The organism is Streptomyces sp. NPDC058246, from assembly GCF_042881985.1.
In the GTDB taxonomy this organism is placed as follows: domain Bacteria; phylum Actinomycetota; class Actinomycetes; order Streptomycetales; family Streptomycetaceae; genus Streptomyces.
This window is the reverse complement of record NZ_JBHVWZ010000004.1, coordinates 223441-238975: the sequence shown is the minus strand read 5'-3', so window position 1 is coordinate 238975 and position 15535 is coordinate 223441. Positions and strand designations below refer to the sequence as shown.

Annotated in this window: 13 protein-coding genes, 1 pseudogene and 1 riboswitch; of the genes and pseudogenes, 10 read left to right on the top strand and 4 right to left on the bottom strand. The window is 69.9% G+C overall.

Annotation, left to right across the window (positions count from 1 at the left end; genetic code table 11):
• Positions 1–39: 39 nt before the first annotated feature.
• A riboswitch (cobalamin riboswitch) is annotated at positions 40–127 on the bottom strand.
• Between the two features lie 110 nt (positions 128–237).
• From ACFVXA_RS08240 to ACFVXA_RS08230, 3 genes are all read left to right on the top strand, one after another.
• Positions 238–810, top strand: a complete 573-nt coding sequence (locus tag ACFVXA_RS08240; protein ID WP_390024273.1) for a histidine phosphatase family protein — start codon at positions 238–240, stop codon at positions 808–810.
• A 123-nt stretch (positions 811–933) separates the two neighbouring features.
• Entirely contained in the window at positions 934–1458 is a 525-nt protein-coding gene (locus ACFVXA_RS08235; RefSeq protein ID WP_390024430.1) for an MBL fold metallo-hydrolase, read from the top strand.
• Positions 1455–2981, top strand: a complete 1527-nt coding sequence (locus ACFVXA_RS08230) for an FAD-dependent oxidoreductase (protein ID WP_390024271.1) — start codon at positions 1455–1457, stop codon at positions 2979–2981. The genes ACFVXA_RS08235 and ACFVXA_RS08230 overlap by 4 nt, the downstream gene beginning before the upstream one ends.
• Positions 2982–3116: 135 nt before the next feature.
• On the opposite strand, the gene ACFVXA_RS08225 is transcribed toward ACFVXA_RS08230, so the two are convergent.
• Positions 3117–4943, bottom strand: a complete 1827-nt coding sequence (locus ACFVXA_RS08225) for a thiamine pyrophosphate-requiring protein (protein WP_383745762.1) — start codon at positions 4941–4943, stop codon at positions 3117–3119.
• A gap of 373 nt (positions 4944–5316) precedes the next feature.
• On the opposite strand from ACFVXA_RS08225, the gene ACFVXA_RS08220 reads away from it, so the two are divergent.
• A complete protein-coding gene (locus ACFVXA_RS08220) occupies positions 5317–5448 on the top strand; it encodes a hypothetical protein (protein WP_362030716.1) in 132 nt (43 codons plus the stop codon).
• Positions 5449–5848: 400 nt separating this feature from the next.
• Positions 5849–6721, top strand: coding sequence for an SDR family oxidoreductase (locus ACFVXA_RS08215; RefSeq protein ID WP_362030714.1), 873 nt, complete (start codon positions 5849–5851; stop codon positions 6719–6721).
• 21 nt (positions 6722–6742) lie between these two features.
• Here the strand turns inward: ACFVXA_RS08215 and ACFVXA_RS08210 are convergent.
• Positions 6743–6829: pseudogene (locus ACFVXA_RS08210) on the bottom strand (LPFR motif small protein); the annotation flags it as partial.
• Between the two features lie 58 nt (positions 6830–6887).
• On the opposite strand from ACFVXA_RS08210, the gene ACFVXA_RS08205 reads away from it, so the two are divergent.
• Positions 6888–7265 (top strand): DUF6479 family protein, encoded by a 378-nt coding sequence (locus ACFVXA_RS08205; protein WP_383909731.1) that lies wholly within the window; start codon positions 6888–6890, stop codon positions 7263–7265.
• A 310-nt stretch (positions 7266–7575) separates the two neighbouring features.
• On the top strand, positions 7576–8016 hold the full coding sequence (locus ACFVXA_RS08200; RefSeq protein WP_362030710.1) for a VOC family protein: 441 nt from the start codon (positions 7576–7578) through the stop codon (positions 8014–8016).
• Between the two features lie 213 nt (positions 8017–8229).
• On the opposite strand, the gene ACFVXA_RS08195 is transcribed toward ACFVXA_RS08200, so the two are convergent.
• Positions 8230–9447 carry a DUF418 domain-containing protein gene (locus ACFVXA_RS08195; protein WP_383909728.1) on the bottom strand — a complete coding sequence of 406 codons (1218 nt, stop codon included), beginning with the start codon at positions 9445–9447 and terminating at the stop codon, positions 8230–8232.
• Positions 9448–9806: 359 nt separating this feature from the next.
• Between ACFVXA_RS08195 and ACFVXA_RS08190 the strand changes: the two genes are divergently transcribed.
• Positions 9807–10478: a response regulator transcription factor gene (locus tag ACFVXA_RS08190; RefSeq protein WP_362030706.1), complete on the top strand. Its 672-nt coding sequence runs from the start codon at positions 9807–9809 to the stop codon at positions 10476–10478.
• Positions 10475–11653 (top strand): histidine kinase, encoded by a 1179-nt coding sequence (locus tag ACFVXA_RS08185; RefSeq protein ID WP_362030704.1) that lies wholly within the window; start codon positions 10475–10477, stop codon positions 11651–11653. Before ACFVXA_RS08190 ends, ACFVXA_RS08185 begins: the two co-directional genes overlap by 4 nt.
• Positions 11654–11748: 95 nt before the next feature.
• On the opposite strand, the gene ACFVXA_RS08180 is transcribed toward ACFVXA_RS08185, so the two are convergent.
• The gene (locus ACFVXA_RS08180) at positions 11749–14289 is read right to left on the bottom strand and encodes a discoidin domain-containing protein (RefSeq protein WP_390024269.1); all 2541 of its coding nucleotides are present in this window, start codon (positions 14287–14289) and stop codon (positions 11749–11751) included.
• Positions 14290–14740: 451 nt separating this feature from the next.
• Here ACFVXA_RS08180 and ACFVXA_RS08175 point away from each other — a divergent pair, with 451 nt between their 5' ends.
• Positions 14741–15529, top strand: coding sequence for an SAM-dependent methyltransferase (locus tag ACFVXA_RS08175; protein WP_383909722.1), 789 nt, complete (start codon positions 14741–14743; stop codon positions 15527–15529).
• Positions 15530–15535 lie beyond the last annotated feature (6 nt).

The window sequence follows — 15535 nt, the reverse complement described above, 5'->3', positions numbered from 1 at the left end:
CGTCGCGTCCCGGTCATTGGTGCTCTTCCGACGGCCTGGGTCTGACTCGCCCGACGTGGGCCCCGGAGTGCGGGTCCTTTGCCGGACATACAGTGGCGCGACCGTGCCGGTTTCTCACCGGACTTCCATACGCCGTCGATGTCCATGAGACCGTAGCGCGCGGCGGCCACGGCCGCTACGGCGCATGTGACCGAATGTGCGCCCCTAGGCGGGCGAATTGGTGCAGATGAAAGGAACATGGTGGCGCGTATCACCCTGGTGTCCCCGGCCGTCAACGCGGCTCTGCGGCAGGTCCGGTTCGATGACGCGCCACTGGACGAGTCGGCTGCGCGGCGGGTCCGGGCGTCCGCCGGTGCGCTGCCGCCGCACGATGGGGTGCTCACCGCCCCGTCGGAGCGCTGCCGTGGCACCGCGGAAGCCTTGGCGCTGGATGCCGCGGTCGCGCCGGAGTTGCGGGATCTCGATGTGCGCCGTTGGCGGGGCCGGTCGCTGGACGAGGTCGCACAGGAGGCACCAGAGGCGGTCGCGCTTTGGCTGGCGGATCCAGCGGCGGCGCCCCATGACGGCGAGTCGGTCCAGGACCTGGTGGGCCGGGTCGGGGGCTGGCTGGAGTCGTGGCCCGGGTATGACGGGCGGATCCTCGCAGTTGCCGAGCCTGCGGTCATTCGGGCGGCCCTTGTGCACGCGCTCGGTGTCCCCGCGCAGACCTTCTGGCGGCTCGATGTGGCCCCGCTGACCGTGACGGAGCTGAGCGGGCGGTCGGAGCGGTGGAATGTGCGCTGCGGGCGGCCGTTGGCGGCACCGGAATAGCATCATGCCGTCCGCTGATGCGCCTCAACGGACGGGTCCGCGTGCCCTTCGGCCCCACTCACCACGAATCGAAATGCCGGGCGCGTCCCCGCGGAGGGCCGCTCCGGCACTCTTGGGTGGTTCATCGACCGCCTGCCCAGACTCCACTGGGCTCCCCTCACCGCCGACGGCACCGTCTCCGACGGGGATCTCCTCGACGACAGCGATGGACTGCGCGCCATCCACGCCCCTGGCCACTCCCCCGGCCACATCGTGCTGTTCCACGAACCCAGCCGCGCCGTGCTCATGGGAGACGCGGCCTTCAACCGCGGCAAGCTCGCCCTCGGCCCCGCCGCCCTGGCCGCCGACCCCGACCTGCGACCCGGCAGCCTCGCCCGCATCCCGTACGACCTGCGCGCCGTGGGCTTCGCCCACGGCCCTCCCTCACCGGAGGCGAGGCCGGCACCTTCCAACGGTTCGTTCAGCGGTTCCAGGCCGACGACTGAGCGATCAGCGGCGTCGGCGTTCTGCCTCGTGTCTCTGCTCGCGGCGGTGTGCGGGCAGAGACACGAGGGAGCCGCGAGTCCAGGGCGGGGTGCACCCAAGCGGAGTACACCGCGGACGCCGAAGTGCTTCGGGGCCCGGCCCGGGGGAACTCGGGCCCCATGAAAAACTATGCCGACGATCAGCAGTCCTACTGGATCGAGACGGCCCCTCCGGGAACGCTTCATCCACCGTTGGGCAGCGACCTCACGGTCGATGTCGCCGTCGTGGGGGCCGGGATCGCGGGACTGAGTACCGCGTGGGAGCTGGCTCGAAGCGGTCGCAGCGTGGCCGTACTGGAAGCCGGCCGGATCGCGACCGGAGTCACCGGCCACACCACTGCAAAATTGACCGCCTTGCACACCCTCGTCTACGACCGGCTACGGCGGACCCGGGGTGCCGAGGCGGCGAAGCTGTACGCGAGGTCCCAGACGGAGGCGATCCGCCGTGCCGCCGGGATCATCGACGAACTGGGCATCGACTGCGACTGGGAAGACACGGCGGCCTTCACGTATGCGCGGGACCCCGCGGCCGTCGAGGAGCTGCGGGCCGAGGCGGACGCCGCGCGCGAAGCGGGACTGCCGGCCGCGTACGTGACCGAGACCGACCTGCCGTTTCCCGTCGCGGGCGCGGTCCGCGTCATGGAGCAGGCCCAGTTCCATCCGCGGAAATACCTTCTGGCACTCGCCGCCGACCTGGTCCGGCAGGGCGGCCTGATCCATGAGCGGACGAGGATCGTCGGTCTCAAGGAGGGTGAGCCGTGCCGCCTGACGACGGAGGCGGGGGTCACGGTGACGGCTGCGGACGTCGTCGTCGCCACGCACTATCCGATCTTCGACCGTGCGCTGCTGTTCACCCGCCTATCCCCGCGACGCGAAGTCGTACTGACCGCGCCGATCCCGTCCGGCCTCGCCCCGGACGGCATGTACATCACGACCGAGCAGGGCACCCGTTCGCTGCGCACCGCCCCGTACAAGGACGGGCAACGCCTGCTGATCGTCACCGGGGAGCACTTCGCCCCGGGTACCGCCGACGCGGGCGAGCGGTTCGCGCGGGTCGCCGACTGGGCCACCGAGCACTTCGGGGAGCTCACCTTCACGCACCGCTGGGCCACCCAGGACAACGACTCCACCGATTCCGTACCGCTTGTCGGGCCCCTGCACGCGGGGAGCCGTCACGCATACGTCGCGGCCGGCTTCGGCGGATGGGGCCTGAGCGGCGGCATCATGGCGGGCCGGCTCCTGTCGAACCTGATCACCGGTCAGAAGTCTCCCTGGAGCGGGCTGTACGACCCCCGGCGCGTGGGCACGGCCGTGCGTGAAGCGCCGGCGTTCCTCAAGCACCAGGCCCACGTCGCCCGGCACTTCGTCGGTGACCGGCTCCAGCAACTGTCGGGCACCTCCGTGGACGACATCGCGCCGGGGGACGGCGCGATCGTCCGCGTCGACGGACACCGCAGCGCGGTCCATCGCGACGAGGACGGAAATCTCCACGCCGTCTCGGCGCGCTGTACGCACCTGGGCTGTCTGGTCGCCTTCAACCGGACGGAGCGAGCGTGGGAGTGCCCCTGCCACGGCTCCCGCTTCGACCCGGACGGAGCCGTCCTGCAGGGTCCGGCCACCCAGCCCCTCGAGCAGCGGGACACGTGAGCCCCAAGATCCACGTCAGGCCGGGCAGGTGGCGGGAGGTGACCGGCCCGCTGTCCGCCCACGGATCCGCCCCGCTACCCGCCCTGGGCCCGGGACTACCCCGTGGCTCCCGTGGGCGGGGCGGAACGGTGATCGTCAGCCTTCCTTGCCCGGTGTGCCCGGCCCTTCGTCGCGGTGCTTGCCCCCAGGGAGGAACTCCTGCACCTTGGCCTTCAGCCCCTGCCGGATCATGCCGACACGATCGCTGTCTCCCTTGACGATGGCGGAGGCCGCGGCCTCGATCTGGTCGAGACTGGCGTGCGGAGGGATCGGCGGTACGGCGGGATCGGTGCGGAAGTCGATGACGAACGGCCGGTCGGCAGCGAGCGCCTGCTGCCAGGCGTCCTCCACCTCCCCCGGCTTCTCCACCCGCACCCCACCGAGGCCGATGGAGCGGGCGAAGTCGGCGTACGGCACGTCCGGGAGCGCCTGGGAGGGCAGGAACTGCGGGGCGCCGGTCATGGCGCGCATCTCCCAGGTGACCTGATTGAGGTCCTGGTTGTTGAGGACGGCAACGATCAGCCGCGGATCCTGCCACTCCGGCCAGTACTTGGCGGCCGTGATGAGTTCGGCCAAGCCGTTCATCTGCATGGCCCCGTCCCCCACGATCGCCAGAGCCGGACGGCCGGGGTGGGCGAACTTGGCGCCGATGACATAGGGCACCCCGGGACCCATCGTGGCCAGCGTGCCGGACAGGGAGCCGCGCATGTTCCCGCGCATGCGCAGGTGCCGGGCGTACCAGTTGGCCGCCGAGCCGGAGTCGGCGGCCAGGATCACATTGTCCGGCAGAAGCGCGTCGAGGGCGTGCACGACGTACTCGGGGTTGATCGGGTCCGCCTCCACGGCTGCCCGGCGCTCCATGACCTCCCACCAACGGGCCACGTCCTGCTCGATCTTCTTGCGCCACTTGCCGTGCTTCTTCCGCCTCAGCTGCGGCAGCAGGGCCTTGAGCGTCTCCTTCGAGTCGCCGACGAGGTTGACCTCGAACGGGTAGCGCAGTCCCACCATGAACGGGTCGATGTCGATCTGCACGGCGCGCGCCTGACCGAACTCCGGCAGGAACTGGGTGTACGGGAAGCTGGACCCGATGACGAGCAGGGTGTCGCAGTCCTGCATCAGCTCGTACGAGGGACGGGTGCCGAGCAGCCCGATCGAACCGGTGACATACGGCAGGTCGTCCGGCAGGGCGTCCTTGCCCAGCAGCGCCTTGGCCACCCCGGCGCCGAGGACGTCGGCGAGTTCCTCGACCTCGGTCCGTGCCCCGCGCGCGCCCTGCCCGATCAGAACGGCGACCTTCTCGCCCTCGTTGAGCACCTCCGCGGCGCGAGCGAGGTCCGCCGCGGCCGGGACCGGCGCGGAGCGGGTGACGCCGAGGCTGGAGGGGACCATCTTGAAGGCGTGGGTCGGCGCCGAGTACTCGAGCTCCTGCACATCGGCCGGAATGATGACCGCCGTCACGGTCCGCTTGGCGTATGCGGTGCGCATGGCTCGGTCGATGACGTTGGGAAGCTGTTCGGGAACGGTCACCATCTCGCAGAAGTCGGAGGCGACGTCCTTGTAGAGGCTCAGCAGGTCGACTTCCTGCTGGTACGAACCGCCCATGGCGCTGCGGTTGGTCTGACCGACGATCGCGACGACGGGGACATGGTCGAGTTTCGCGTCGTAGAGGCCGTTGAGCAGGTGGATCGCCCCCGGGCCGGAAGTCGCGGCGCAGACGCCGACCTTGCCGGAGAACTTGGCGTATCCGACGGCCTCGAACGCGGACATCTCCTCGTGCCGCGACTGCACGAACTTGGGCTTGTTGTCGGATCGCCCCCAGGCGGCGAGGAGGCCGTTGATGCCGTCGCCGGCATAGGCGAACACATGGTCGACGTCCCACTCGCGGAGTCGTTGGAGGACGTAGTCGGACACCTTGATCGACACAGGAATTCCTCTCATCACACCGGTAGTCGGTTCCAGCACCGGTAGTCGTACTCGTTCTTCGCGTCGCTCCGCGCGTCGGGCGCGCCGTCCTGGGAGGTGGTTCGTTCGTCCGGCTCATCTGCACCACCGACGTTTCGGGCTTCCGCGGCCGCGTCGGCGTGAGTCGCTCTTAGTACCCCGGGAGGGGGTACCCATGCGTTGTCGGCGCAGCCGGGGTCCTCACCACGCGCGGACGTCGGCGCCTGCCTGCCCGGAGTCCACTGGTGCCCGCAACGTCCCGCCGGACAGGCCGTCCTCAGGAAGGTTTGCCCGCCCGCCGCGGGGAGACCCGGACCGCGCCCCCCGCGAACCATCCCCTGGGGAAGGACCGGCCATGGCGGTGCTCGCTGTGATCATCCCGTTGCTGATGCTCGGCGTTGTGCTGGCGCTGGGCAGGTACGAGGAGTTGTTGCTGCCACCCGTCGAGGAGACCGACCGGCCCGAAGAGGCCGTGTTGGGCCATTGAACCTGGGCCAGGCCATGGAATGTGGGCCACGGTTTGGGCCATGGAACCTGGGCCATGGAACGAGCGGGGTGTGGGCTGGAAAGCCCGCATCGCGATGGGGCGCGTCGTCCGGGCCCCGATCCGTACGTGTGCGTCACACCCCACGTGTGGATCACCCGCTCGTGGGCACCCGGTGACACAGCACACTCATCGGCACCCGATGACACCGCACGCTCGTGGGCACCCGGTGGCACCGCACATGCGTCGCTCCCGTCCCTGGCGGGAGGTGCCCTCCGCCCACGCCCGCGCTCGTCGGGGACGCCGTTCCGTTTCCCCGAGGACCGGCTCGGCGCGGCCCGCCCCCATAGCGACGTGCGTCCCCGCGCGCGCCGCCGATCCAGGATCAAGGAGGGCAGCTCCCATGCCCGAGAACCCCACCGACAAGCACCCCCGCCCGGACTTCCCGCAACAGGACCAGGAGCATCCTGGTTGGACCGGCCCCATGGACCCGCCGCCCGACCACGGCGAGGACTCCTACGAAGGCAGCGGGCTCCTCCAGGACCACAAAACCGTGGTGACCGGTGGCGACTCCGGGATCGGCCGGGCCGTGGCCCTCGCCTACGCCCGCGAGGGCGCCGACGTGCTCTTCACCTACCTGCCGGAGGAGGGCCAGGAGGCCGCGGAGACCGCCCGCCTGGTCGAGGACGCCGGCCGCAAGGCGGTGGCCGTGCCCTGCGACATCCGCGAGGAGGAGCAGTGCCACCGGCTGGTGGAGCGTGCCGTCGCGGAGTTCGGCCGTATCGATGTCCTCGTCAACAATGCCGCGTACCAGATGTCCCAGCCGGACGGAATCGAAGCGATCTCGACAGAGCAGTTCGACCGGGTGGTACGCACCAACCTGTACGGCATGTTCTGGCTGTGCAAGATGTCGCTGCCGCACATTCCGGCGGGCGGCTCCATCATCAACACCACGTCCGTGCAGGCATACAAGCCGAGCCCGCATCTGCTCGACTACGCGATGACGAAGGGCGCCATCGTGACCTTCACCCAGGGGCTCGCGCAGATGGTGGCCGGAGACGGCATCCGCGTCAATGCCGTGGCCCCCGGCCCCGTATGGACGCCACTGATCCCGGCGACACTTCCGGATACCGCGGAGTTCGGCAAGCAGTCACCCCTCGGCCGGCCCGCCCAGCCCGCGGAGATGGCCCCCGCCTTCGTCTTCCTCGCCTCGCCACGAGCGAGCTTCATCACCGCGGAAATCATGAACGCCACCGGCGGGATCCCACTGCCCTGACCTCAGAAGGCCAGGCCATCGCCCGGCGCCCGACCGGGACGCCGCGCCGAACAGCCGGGCAAGCGCCTTGAACGGCAGTGCCACCACCGTGGCGATGGCACTGCCGACGGTACTTCCGGCACTCGATGCGCGGGAGTATCACCGCGTGTCGGGGTACCCGGGACGGATGACTGCACTGAGTGGGGAAATGACCGCCTCCAGCGGGCTGGCCGTCGGGGCGCTACCGCTGGTCGCGGGCCTGGTCGTCGTCTGCGCGCTGATCTGGGCCGTCCGTCTCGGCATCAAGGTCCGTCGCCGGGAGGCGGCGCCGCCGCGTCCGGACGAGCAGCCCCGGCTGCCGGAGAGCGGCCCGGTCCATGAAGTCCGGGAGGTGCGGGAGCCCGATGAGGTGCCGCAGGCGCACGACGAGAGCGAGCGGCTCACCCCGCACCAGTTGTCGGGCGGCGGTACGTCGGGCAGCAAACGCAGCGAGGACCAGACGCGGCGACGGTGGAGCCGGGGTTCCGGCGGCTCGTTCGGGAGTGGCGGCCCGGGGACGACGTGACCGCGGCTGGATATCGCTCTATCGCTGGGCACACGTCCATCTCCTGTCTCTCGGACGCTTGCGTGATGGCCGTGGCCTCAACGCCGCGCGGGGTTCGTCACTTGCCCAACAGGTGACGAACCCCGCACGGTCAGGGTCACCCGTCAAGATGGCGACGTGAATCTGGATCATGACGGGAAGCCATCTACAAGCTGGTCACCGCCTTGCACGGGTTGCGACGGGCCGTCCCCGGCACAACCGTGGATACAAGCGGCAACAGCCGGATCCGTGGACAGACATCGCCGGCCCCGATGGACAGGAGCAAGCAGTGGTGGACATGAAACTCGAGGTTGCGGTCGTACCGGTCACCGATGTCGACCGGGCCAAGAAGTTCTACGAGTCGCTCGGGTGGCGGCTCGACGCCGACTTCGCCGACGGCGCATTCCGGGTGGTGCAGTTCACCCCGCCAGGCTCGCTGTGCTCGATCATCTTCGGCACCGGGATCACCTCGGCGGCGCCGGGCTCCACGGATGGCCTGCACCTCGCCGTCTCCGACATCGAGGCGGCCCGTGCCGAGCTCGCCGACCGCGGCGTCACGGTGAGCGAGGTGTTCCACGACGCGGGAGGGGTGTTCCACCGCGCCGGGACCACAGATCGGGTACCAGGCCCCGACCCGGAACGTCGCAGCTACTCCTCGTTCGCCTCGTTCAATGATCCGGACGGCAACGGCTGGGTGCTCCAGGAGATCACGACGCGGCTGCCGGGCCGGTAGCCAAATCCGCGTGCTCTCCGGCCGGCACGCTGGAAGCTCTTCATCGTCATCGGTGTGGTGCTGATCAACCGCCGGTCCCCCGCGAGCGTGCCCACGGCGGCTCGCGAGGCAGTCGGGGCCCGCGTGCGACACCTTGTGGCCTCACCGTGCGACACCTCGTGGCCTGACACGGCGTTGCGTCGGACCCGGTTTCAGCGTCGGGGAAATCGCCGCTCATCGGACGAGTTCCGCCGCCTTCGTGGCCCTGCCGAGCAGCCACTCCAGTGGACCTCGCCGGAAGAAGCGCGACCAGAGCGTCGCGAACACGCTCACCACGGCCAGGAAGCCGAGCAGGACGTGCGGCGGCGAGCCGGGCAGGTCCTCGATGCCGAGGAGGCCGATGCCGATGATGTGGAGGACGTACGCGGACAGGGACATGGTGCCGACCGCGATCACCGGGAGAGCGAGTCTGCGGAGACCGGGGAAGGCGTCGGTGGCGGCGATGCAGGCGGTCAGGACCGCGATGGCCACCCCCGTGTTCCCCAGGACGGAGAGCGTCGTCTCGCTGTGCGGGGATGCCGCCAGGAGCCACGCCGGGGTGTCTCCGGCCGGGTAGCCCGCGGTGTCGGACCACCAGGCCGACAGTGCCGGTCCGTCGGCCCCGCGGGAGGCGTGGATGGCCGAAGCGGCGCCCGGGACGACGTGCAGCGCCAGGAAGGAACCGCCGTGGCCGAGCAGGGCCAGAGCGCCTCCCGTGATCGCGAGGCGTACCCGGACCACCGCGGACGCCAGGTCGAGGCGGGCCACGGCCATGCCCGCGATGACGAAGGGCAGCCAGCTCAGTGCCGGGTAACTGCCCGTGAAGAGCAGCGAGACGATGCCGTCGCCGCCCGCGGGCCAGGCCCAGATGCCGTCAGGGCCGTCGTCGGGTCCGCCTGGGAGCGCCTGCTGCACCACGTACAGAACCTGCGGCAGCACCAGTGCGCTGCTCGCGGCGATGATCGCCAGCGGGCGGGCGCCCAGCCGGTACAGCGGCAGGACGAGCAGGAAGTACAGACCGTAGAAGGCGAGGATCACCTCGACCGGGGTTCCCGTCATGGTGAGCGCGGTGCCAAGAGCCAGCAGGACGACGGCCCGGATGACGACCTTGGCGACCGCCTGACGGCCCGCCCGGCCCGTCTTCGGTGCATGTCGGCCGGTGATCAGGACGACCGAGAACCCGGCAAGGAAGGCGAAGAGCGCCGAGGACCGGCCGTGCGACAGCTCCATGAAGAAGCCGGTCGCGCCGCCGTCGGACGGATCGGGGCCGACATGGGCCGCGTACATCCCAAAGACCGCGAGCCCACGGGCGAGATCGACGCCGATGAGCCGGACCGGCGCGGCGCGGTCGCTCGCGGACGCCTCGGATTCGGCCGGGGCGGGGCGTTCCGCGTCGACTGCGTTCTCCGCCATGCCTTCAGGCTGGAGAGAACGCCGGCCGGCGGGTATCCGGCAGGCGTCCTGTCCATACCCGCCGGGCAGCGGGTATGGGCCCCGCCGGGCGGCGGCCGCTCAAGGGGCTCACCGGCTACGGCGGCCACGGCGGGCACGGCGGCCACGGGACGACGCGCGGGCGTCGAGACGCTCGTCAGGAGCCAGGATGAACCAGTCGACGCCCGTGCGCTCCCGCCGAACGGCTGGACCTTTCCCCCAGGTGGCTGGTGTGTCCGCGCACGGCGCTCTGCCAGGCATGTCTCGTCACTAAGGTCAGGCCCACGGCAGCTGCGTGCGGCCCCAGGCGCAGGTACGACGAGCAATGAGGCGGAACGCGCGTGATCCGGGTGGTTGTGGTGGACGACGAGGCGCTCGTGCGGTCGGGGTTCCAGCTGATCCTGAGCGCGGCCGATGACATCGAGGTCGTCGCGACCACGGCGGGCGCGGAGGCGGTCGACGCGGTGGACCGTGAGCGCCCGGACGTCGTGCTGCTGGACATCCGGATGCCGGACGTCGACGGGCTCACCGTGCTGCGGAAGCTGCGCGCGATGCCCGACGCACCCGTGGTGGCGATGCTGACGACGTTCGACGCGGACGAGTACATCCTGACCGCGTTGCGCTCCGGCGCGGCCGGTTTTCTGCTCAAGGACACCGAACCGGAGCAACTCGCCCAACTGGTACGGACGTTGGCGGCGGGCGGTGTCGTGTTGTCGCCGAAGGCGTCCCGTGCCGTCTGGCAGAGCCACCCCGGAGGAGCCGCCGTCGACGATGCGGAGGCCGCCTGCGTCGGACGGCTCACCGAACGCGAACGCGAGGTGCTGGTGCTGATCGCGGAGGGACTGTCCAACGCCGACATCGGCAGCCGCATCCACCTCAGCGCGGGCACCGTCAAGGACCACGTCAGCGGGATCCTCACCAAACTGCGGGTGAGCAGCCGGGTCCAGGCGGCGCTGCTCGCCCAGCGGGCCGGGCTGCTCGACGGGCAGGACCCGGCGGAGTCCGTGCGATGACGCCGCCGAAGAGTTGGTGGGCGCGCGTTCCCGACCCCGTCATCGACGCCGGGGTCGTCGCACTCGCGATCGCGGACGTCTGGCTCGCCCTGCAGGACGCGACACCCCTCGCGCAGGCGCTGGCCGCGGTCGCCTGTGGCGCGCTCGCGTTCCGGCGGCGGTTCCCGCTCGCCGTGTTCCTCCTCACGCTCCCGGCGACTCTGCTGGAGGACATCGTGGTCGCCCCGCTCGCGGCCCTGTTCACCCTGTCCGAGCGGTCCCGCAACCGTCGGCTCCTCGTGGCCTGCGCCGTTCTGTTCGCCCTCGTGTCCGCCGTACCGTGGCCGCCGATCGATCTCTCCTCGCACGAGCGCACCTGGACCCTGATCTACTTCGTCTACACGCTGGCGACCGCGGCCGCCCCCGTGTTGCTGGGGCAACTCGTGCAGGCGCGGCAGGACTTGTCCCGGAGGCTCGTCGAGATGGAGGAGGCGCGGGAGTACGAAAGGGTGCTGCACTCCCAGGCGGTGCTGGCCCGCGAGCGCGCTCAGCTCGCGCGCGAGATGCACGATGTCGTCTCGCACCAGGTCAGCCTGATCGCCGTACAGGCCGGTGCGCTGCAAGTCGCCGCGAAAGACCCGGACTGCAAGGAGGGCGCCCGCACCATCCGCGCCCTCAGCGTCGCCACCCTCGACGAACTGCGCCACATGGTCACGGTGTTGCGGGCCTCCGGCGGCCACGCCACCGAGCTCACACCGCAGCCCACCCTCGCGGATCTCCACACACTGGTCTCGACCAGCGGTATCGACGCGGAACTGACCGGCGAACTACCCTCGGACATCGGCACCCCGGCGCAGCGCACCCTCTACCGCACCGTGCAGGAGGCGCTCACGAACGTACGCAAGCACGCGCCCGGCGCCGCCGCGACCGTTCTGTTGTGGCACGACGGTGACGCCTTCGGCGTGACCGTGACGAACACCCCGGCCACCCGTCCCTCCCTGGCCCTGCCCGGCTCGCACCAAGGCCTGATCGGCCTCAAGGAACGCGCCGAACTCCTGCACGGCACCTTCGAGTCCGGCCCTGCCCCCGACGGCGGCTACCGCGTCACGATGCGGATCCCGGCCGGGGACGGCGGGCCGAGCCGTAAGCCGGGGGCCTCTACGCTCACCGACCGGCCCGGTGAGCCGGCCCTGTAGAGCGGGTCCATGAACCGGTGTGGGGGTGCCGGTGCTCCCCCGTGGCAGGGCGGAGCACCGGCACCTTGGTGCCTGTCAGCCGTTCGGCTTGCCGGTCACGGGAACTGGGTGACCTTGGAAGGAACGGTGTCCGTCCCCGACGTAGGGGCGCCGGTGTCGTTGATGACGTGGGCGTACTGGCCCTTGCCGCCCAGGGAGATCACGAGAATGTCGTGCATCTTGATCCCGGACTTGACGGGGACCTGGAATCCGTGAGCCTGCACGATCGAGGGGTCCGCCGTGTAGTTGCAGTAGCTTCCCAGACCCCACGCCTCGTGTACGCCGACGGAGTCGGCGACCTTGTAGGCCGCGTATCCGACGATGCCGTCATGGGTGATGGCGGCCGCGTTGGGCACGTCGTACGCCTTCTCGTTCTGGAAGAAGATCGTCCGTCCGCGTTCGCCGTTCCACAGCACGTCGTACTTGTTGAAGTGCTCGACGAACAGTCCGGTCGCGAGGACGTCGTCCCCGTTGACGCGCAGGCCGTAGTCGGCCCGGTTGGTGTCCCAGCCGACCCCGTCGCCGTGGTCGGCGCGCCAGAGCCAGGTGTGGTCGATGACGACGTCGTCGCTGTTGACCACGACGGAGTTGGTGGCCAGGCCGGGCCCCGCGCCGCCGATGCGCACGAACACGTCCTGCATGGTGGTGGGGTTGGCGGAGTGGTCGGCGGAGGCGTCGGCCGGGCCGATCTGCAGCAGCGTGTCCGAGTTGACCCGTCCGGCGTCGATGAGGAATCCGGCGAGCCTGACCCCGTCCACGTCCGCGACGTGCATCGCGTCGATGCCGCCGTCCGGCACGATGGTGGCCAGGCCGAGGCCCAGGACGACGGTGTTGGCGCGGGCCACGTTGATCGTCTGGTCGAGGTGGTACACACCCGGTGTGAACAGCAGGTTCAGGCCCTGGGCGAGAGCCGCGTTGATGGTCGCCGCGGTCGCGCCGGGCTTGACGACGTAGAACTGGTCCAGCGGTATCGACGTCCCGGCCGTGTTGGGCCAGGAGACACCGCGGGCGTTGGTGCGTTTGGCCGGCACGAAGACCTTGTACGCGCTGCCGTCCAGGTAGAGGTAGGGCTTCTCGCGGGAGACCGGGGTCGTGTCCAGGGTGGTGTACGGGCCGGTGTCGAAGTTGGTCGCCGGGGCTCCCTGCACACCGGTGAACGTCATGTTCCACACGCCGTTGGTCCAGCCGCCGACGGAACTGTCACGGGTGTACCACTGCTGCTGGGAGTACGGGCCCACCGTGCCGTCGATCTTGGAGTCGGCGATGTAGCCACCCGATGCCCAGCCGTAGCCGGCCGGCGCGAGGTTGAGGCCGCCCTGGACGTGAACACGGCGGAAGGGGGCGGCCTGTGCCACCGCCCAGCGGTCGGTGCCGTTCGAGGGGGTGATCGCGAGGTTCTCCGCCGAGCGCCAGAAGTTCTGGGTGGCGTTGCCGTTGAACCAGCCCGCGTCCACGGTGATGTCACCGTTGATGTGGGTGTCGTCGGGGTTGAGCCCGAGCCCGGAGATCGAGGTGTAGAAGCCGAGTTGGGCGTTGATGCCGTTGTACGTGCCGGGCTTCAGCAGGAACTGATAGCGGCCGGAGCCGAACTGGTTCGACTCCTGCTGGGCGAAGACCTGGTCGAACTGCTGCTGGAGGTTGGGCGTCGAGGGGTCCACCACGATGACGTTGGGGCCGAGGTCGCCGCCCCCTTGGACCGGCGGTGTGCCACCTGACCCGGTGTGGACGGCGACCTCCCACAGCGAGTACCCGTATCCGGTGGCCCGGGTGGTCCCGTAGATCCGTACGTAGCGGCCCTGTCCGGAGACGTCGTAGGACGCCGTGCCCCCGGTGCCGTCGGTGACGGTCTTCAGGGTGGTCCAGTTCTGGCCGTCCGTGGAGGCCTGGATCTGGAACGCCTTGCCGTACGCCGTCTCCCAGTTGAGGTCGACCTTGCACAGGTCCCGTACCGATCCCAGGTCGACCTGGACCCATTGCGGATCGGACGCCTGGCTGGACCAGCGTGTGCCGGTGTTGCCGTCGAAGGCCGCGGAAGCCGGGGTGCCCGCGTTCTCGGTGGAGGAGGCGGAGGCCTGTCCGCCCTGCGCGGCGTTGGCCGGGTCACAGGTCGTGGGCGGAGTCGTGCCGGTGTCGCCGTACACCTGGAACTCCCACAGGGAGTAGCCGTACTGCGTGGCGCGATGGACGCCGTACATGCGGACGTAGCGGCCCTGTCCGGAGACGTCGAGGGTGTCCACTCCCCCGTCGCCGCCGGTCACGGTCTTGATGTCGGTCCAGTTGCTCCCGTCCTGGGAGGTCTGGATCCGGTAGTCCTTGCCGTAGGCGGTCTCCCAGTTGAGGACGACCTTGGTGAGCGAGGCCGAGGTTCCGAGGTCGACCTGCAGCCACTGGGTGTCACTGGCGGCGGACGACCACCGGGTGGCGGTGTTGCCGTCCACGGCGCCGGCAGCGGGGGTGCCCGCGTTCTCGTCGGAGGAGGATGTGGCCGTCTTGCCTTGGGACAGCGGTGTTTCGGCCGCTGCGGCCGGTGTCTGCAGGGGCAGGGTGATCAGCGCGGCCATTGCGGCGAGCGCGACACCCAAGGTTCTGAGTTTCATGCCATGGCTCCCATGCGGGTGGGGTGACAGCGGAGCGAACACATGAGTCCGGAGCGGAAACGCCGGTTCCGGCTCTTGGACGTCTGCGGGTGAACCGACCTTCCACTGCACTTAGTTCACGATTTGATTTAAGTAATGAGTCGTAGCGGGGGGCAAGTCCTCTGCAGCGAGTTTCTTCACGTCGTGTGTACGCCTCTTGCGCGGCGGGACCGCTCCGCATGCTCTGAGCTGGAGTGCGGACGTCACCGGCCGACAGCGCGCTTCACCGATCCGTCAAGGCTTGAAGACAAGCCACCCCGGGGTGCGGCCGCGCACGCGCGCCAAGACGGCGCCGCGACCCGGCTGCCGCCTGGCCGGGCACGGGCAACTCCCTTTACTTTCAGGCGAGATGCCGTGCCAGACTACGGTGATCGGAAACACGCTGATCCCCCTGCGCGCACCGGAGCCTGTCATGACGACCGACACACCCCACCCTCCGCAGATCGACACGAGCAAGGCGCATCCCGCGAGGGTCTACGACTGGCTCCTGGGCGGCAAGGACAACTATCCCGTCGACGAGGCAGTGGGCGCGCAGTTGCCGCCCGAGGCCCGTGACGCGGCCCGGCAGAACCGACAGTTCATGCACCGAGCGGCCGCTTGGCTCGCCGCACAAGGCATCGACCAGTTCCTCGACATCGGCACGGGCATCCCGACCGAGCCGAACCTGCATCAGATAGTCCAGCGGATCACACCGGGAGCGAAGGTCGTCTACACCGACAACGACCCCATCGTGCTCCGGCATGCCGAAGCGCTGCTGATCAGCCGTCCCGAGGGTGCTACGGACTACATCCAGGCCGATGTACGGCAGCCGGACGCGATCCTCGAACGCGCCCGTGCCGTGCTGGACTTCGACCGCCCGATCGCCCTCTCCCTGATCGCACTGATGCACTTCGTCCCCGATGACCAGGACGCCCACGGCATCGTCCGCAATCTGGTCGCCACCCTGCCGCCGGGCAGCTACCTCGTGCTGTCGCACGCCGCATCCGACCTCTTCCCGGAACTCGCCCAACAGGTCACCGCCGAATACGCCAAGGGAGGCATCCGCCTCGGCTTCCGCACCCGCCCGGAAGTCACCCGCTTCTTCGACGGCCTGACCCTTCTCGACCCCGGCCTGGTCACCGCACCCGAGTGGTTCAAGACGACCCCGGCGCCCGCACCCGAGGGCAGCGGCATATACACCGGCGTGGCCCGCATTCCCTGACAGCTC

Bases quoted from the DNA above. Each gene is read 5' to 3' on its own strand.
- ACFVXA_RS08240 (WP_390024273.1), top strand. From the start codon at position 238: ATGGTGGCGCGTATCACCCTGGTGTCCCCGGCCGTCAACGCGGCTCTG.
- ACFVXA_RS08230 (WP_390024271.1), top strand. From the start codon at position 1,455: ATGAAAAACTATGCCGACGATCAGCAGTCCTACTGGATCGAGACGGCC.
- ACFVXA_RS08220 (WP_362030716.1), top strand. From the start codon at position 5,317: ATGGCGGTGCTCGCTGTGATCATCCCGTTGCTGATGCTCGGCGTTGTG.
- ACFVXA_RS08215 (WP_362030714.1), top strand. From the start codon at position 5,849: ATGCCCGAGAACCCCACCGACAAGCACCCCCGCCCGGACTTCCCGCAA.
- ACFVXA_RS08205 (WP_383909731.1), top strand. From the start codon at position 6,888: ATGACTGCACTGAGTGGGGAAATGACCGCCTCCAGCGGGCTGGCCGTC.
- ACFVXA_RS08195 (WP_383909728.1), bottom strand. From the start codon at position 9,447: ATGGCGGAGAACGCAGTCGACGCGGAACGCCCCGCCCCGGCCGAATCC.
- ACFVXA_RS08185 (WP_362030704.1), top strand. From the start codon at position 10,475: ATGACGCCGCCGAAGAGTTGGTGGGCGCGCGTTCCCGACCCCGTCATC.
- ACFVXA_RS08180 (WP_390024269.1), bottom strand. From the start codon at position 14,289: ATGAAACTCAGAACCTTGGGTGTCGCGCTCGCCGCAATGGCCGCGCTG.
- ACFVXA_RS08175 (WP_383909722.1), top strand. From the start codon at position 14,741: ATGACGACCGACACACCCCACCCTCCGCAGATCGACACGAGCAAGGCG.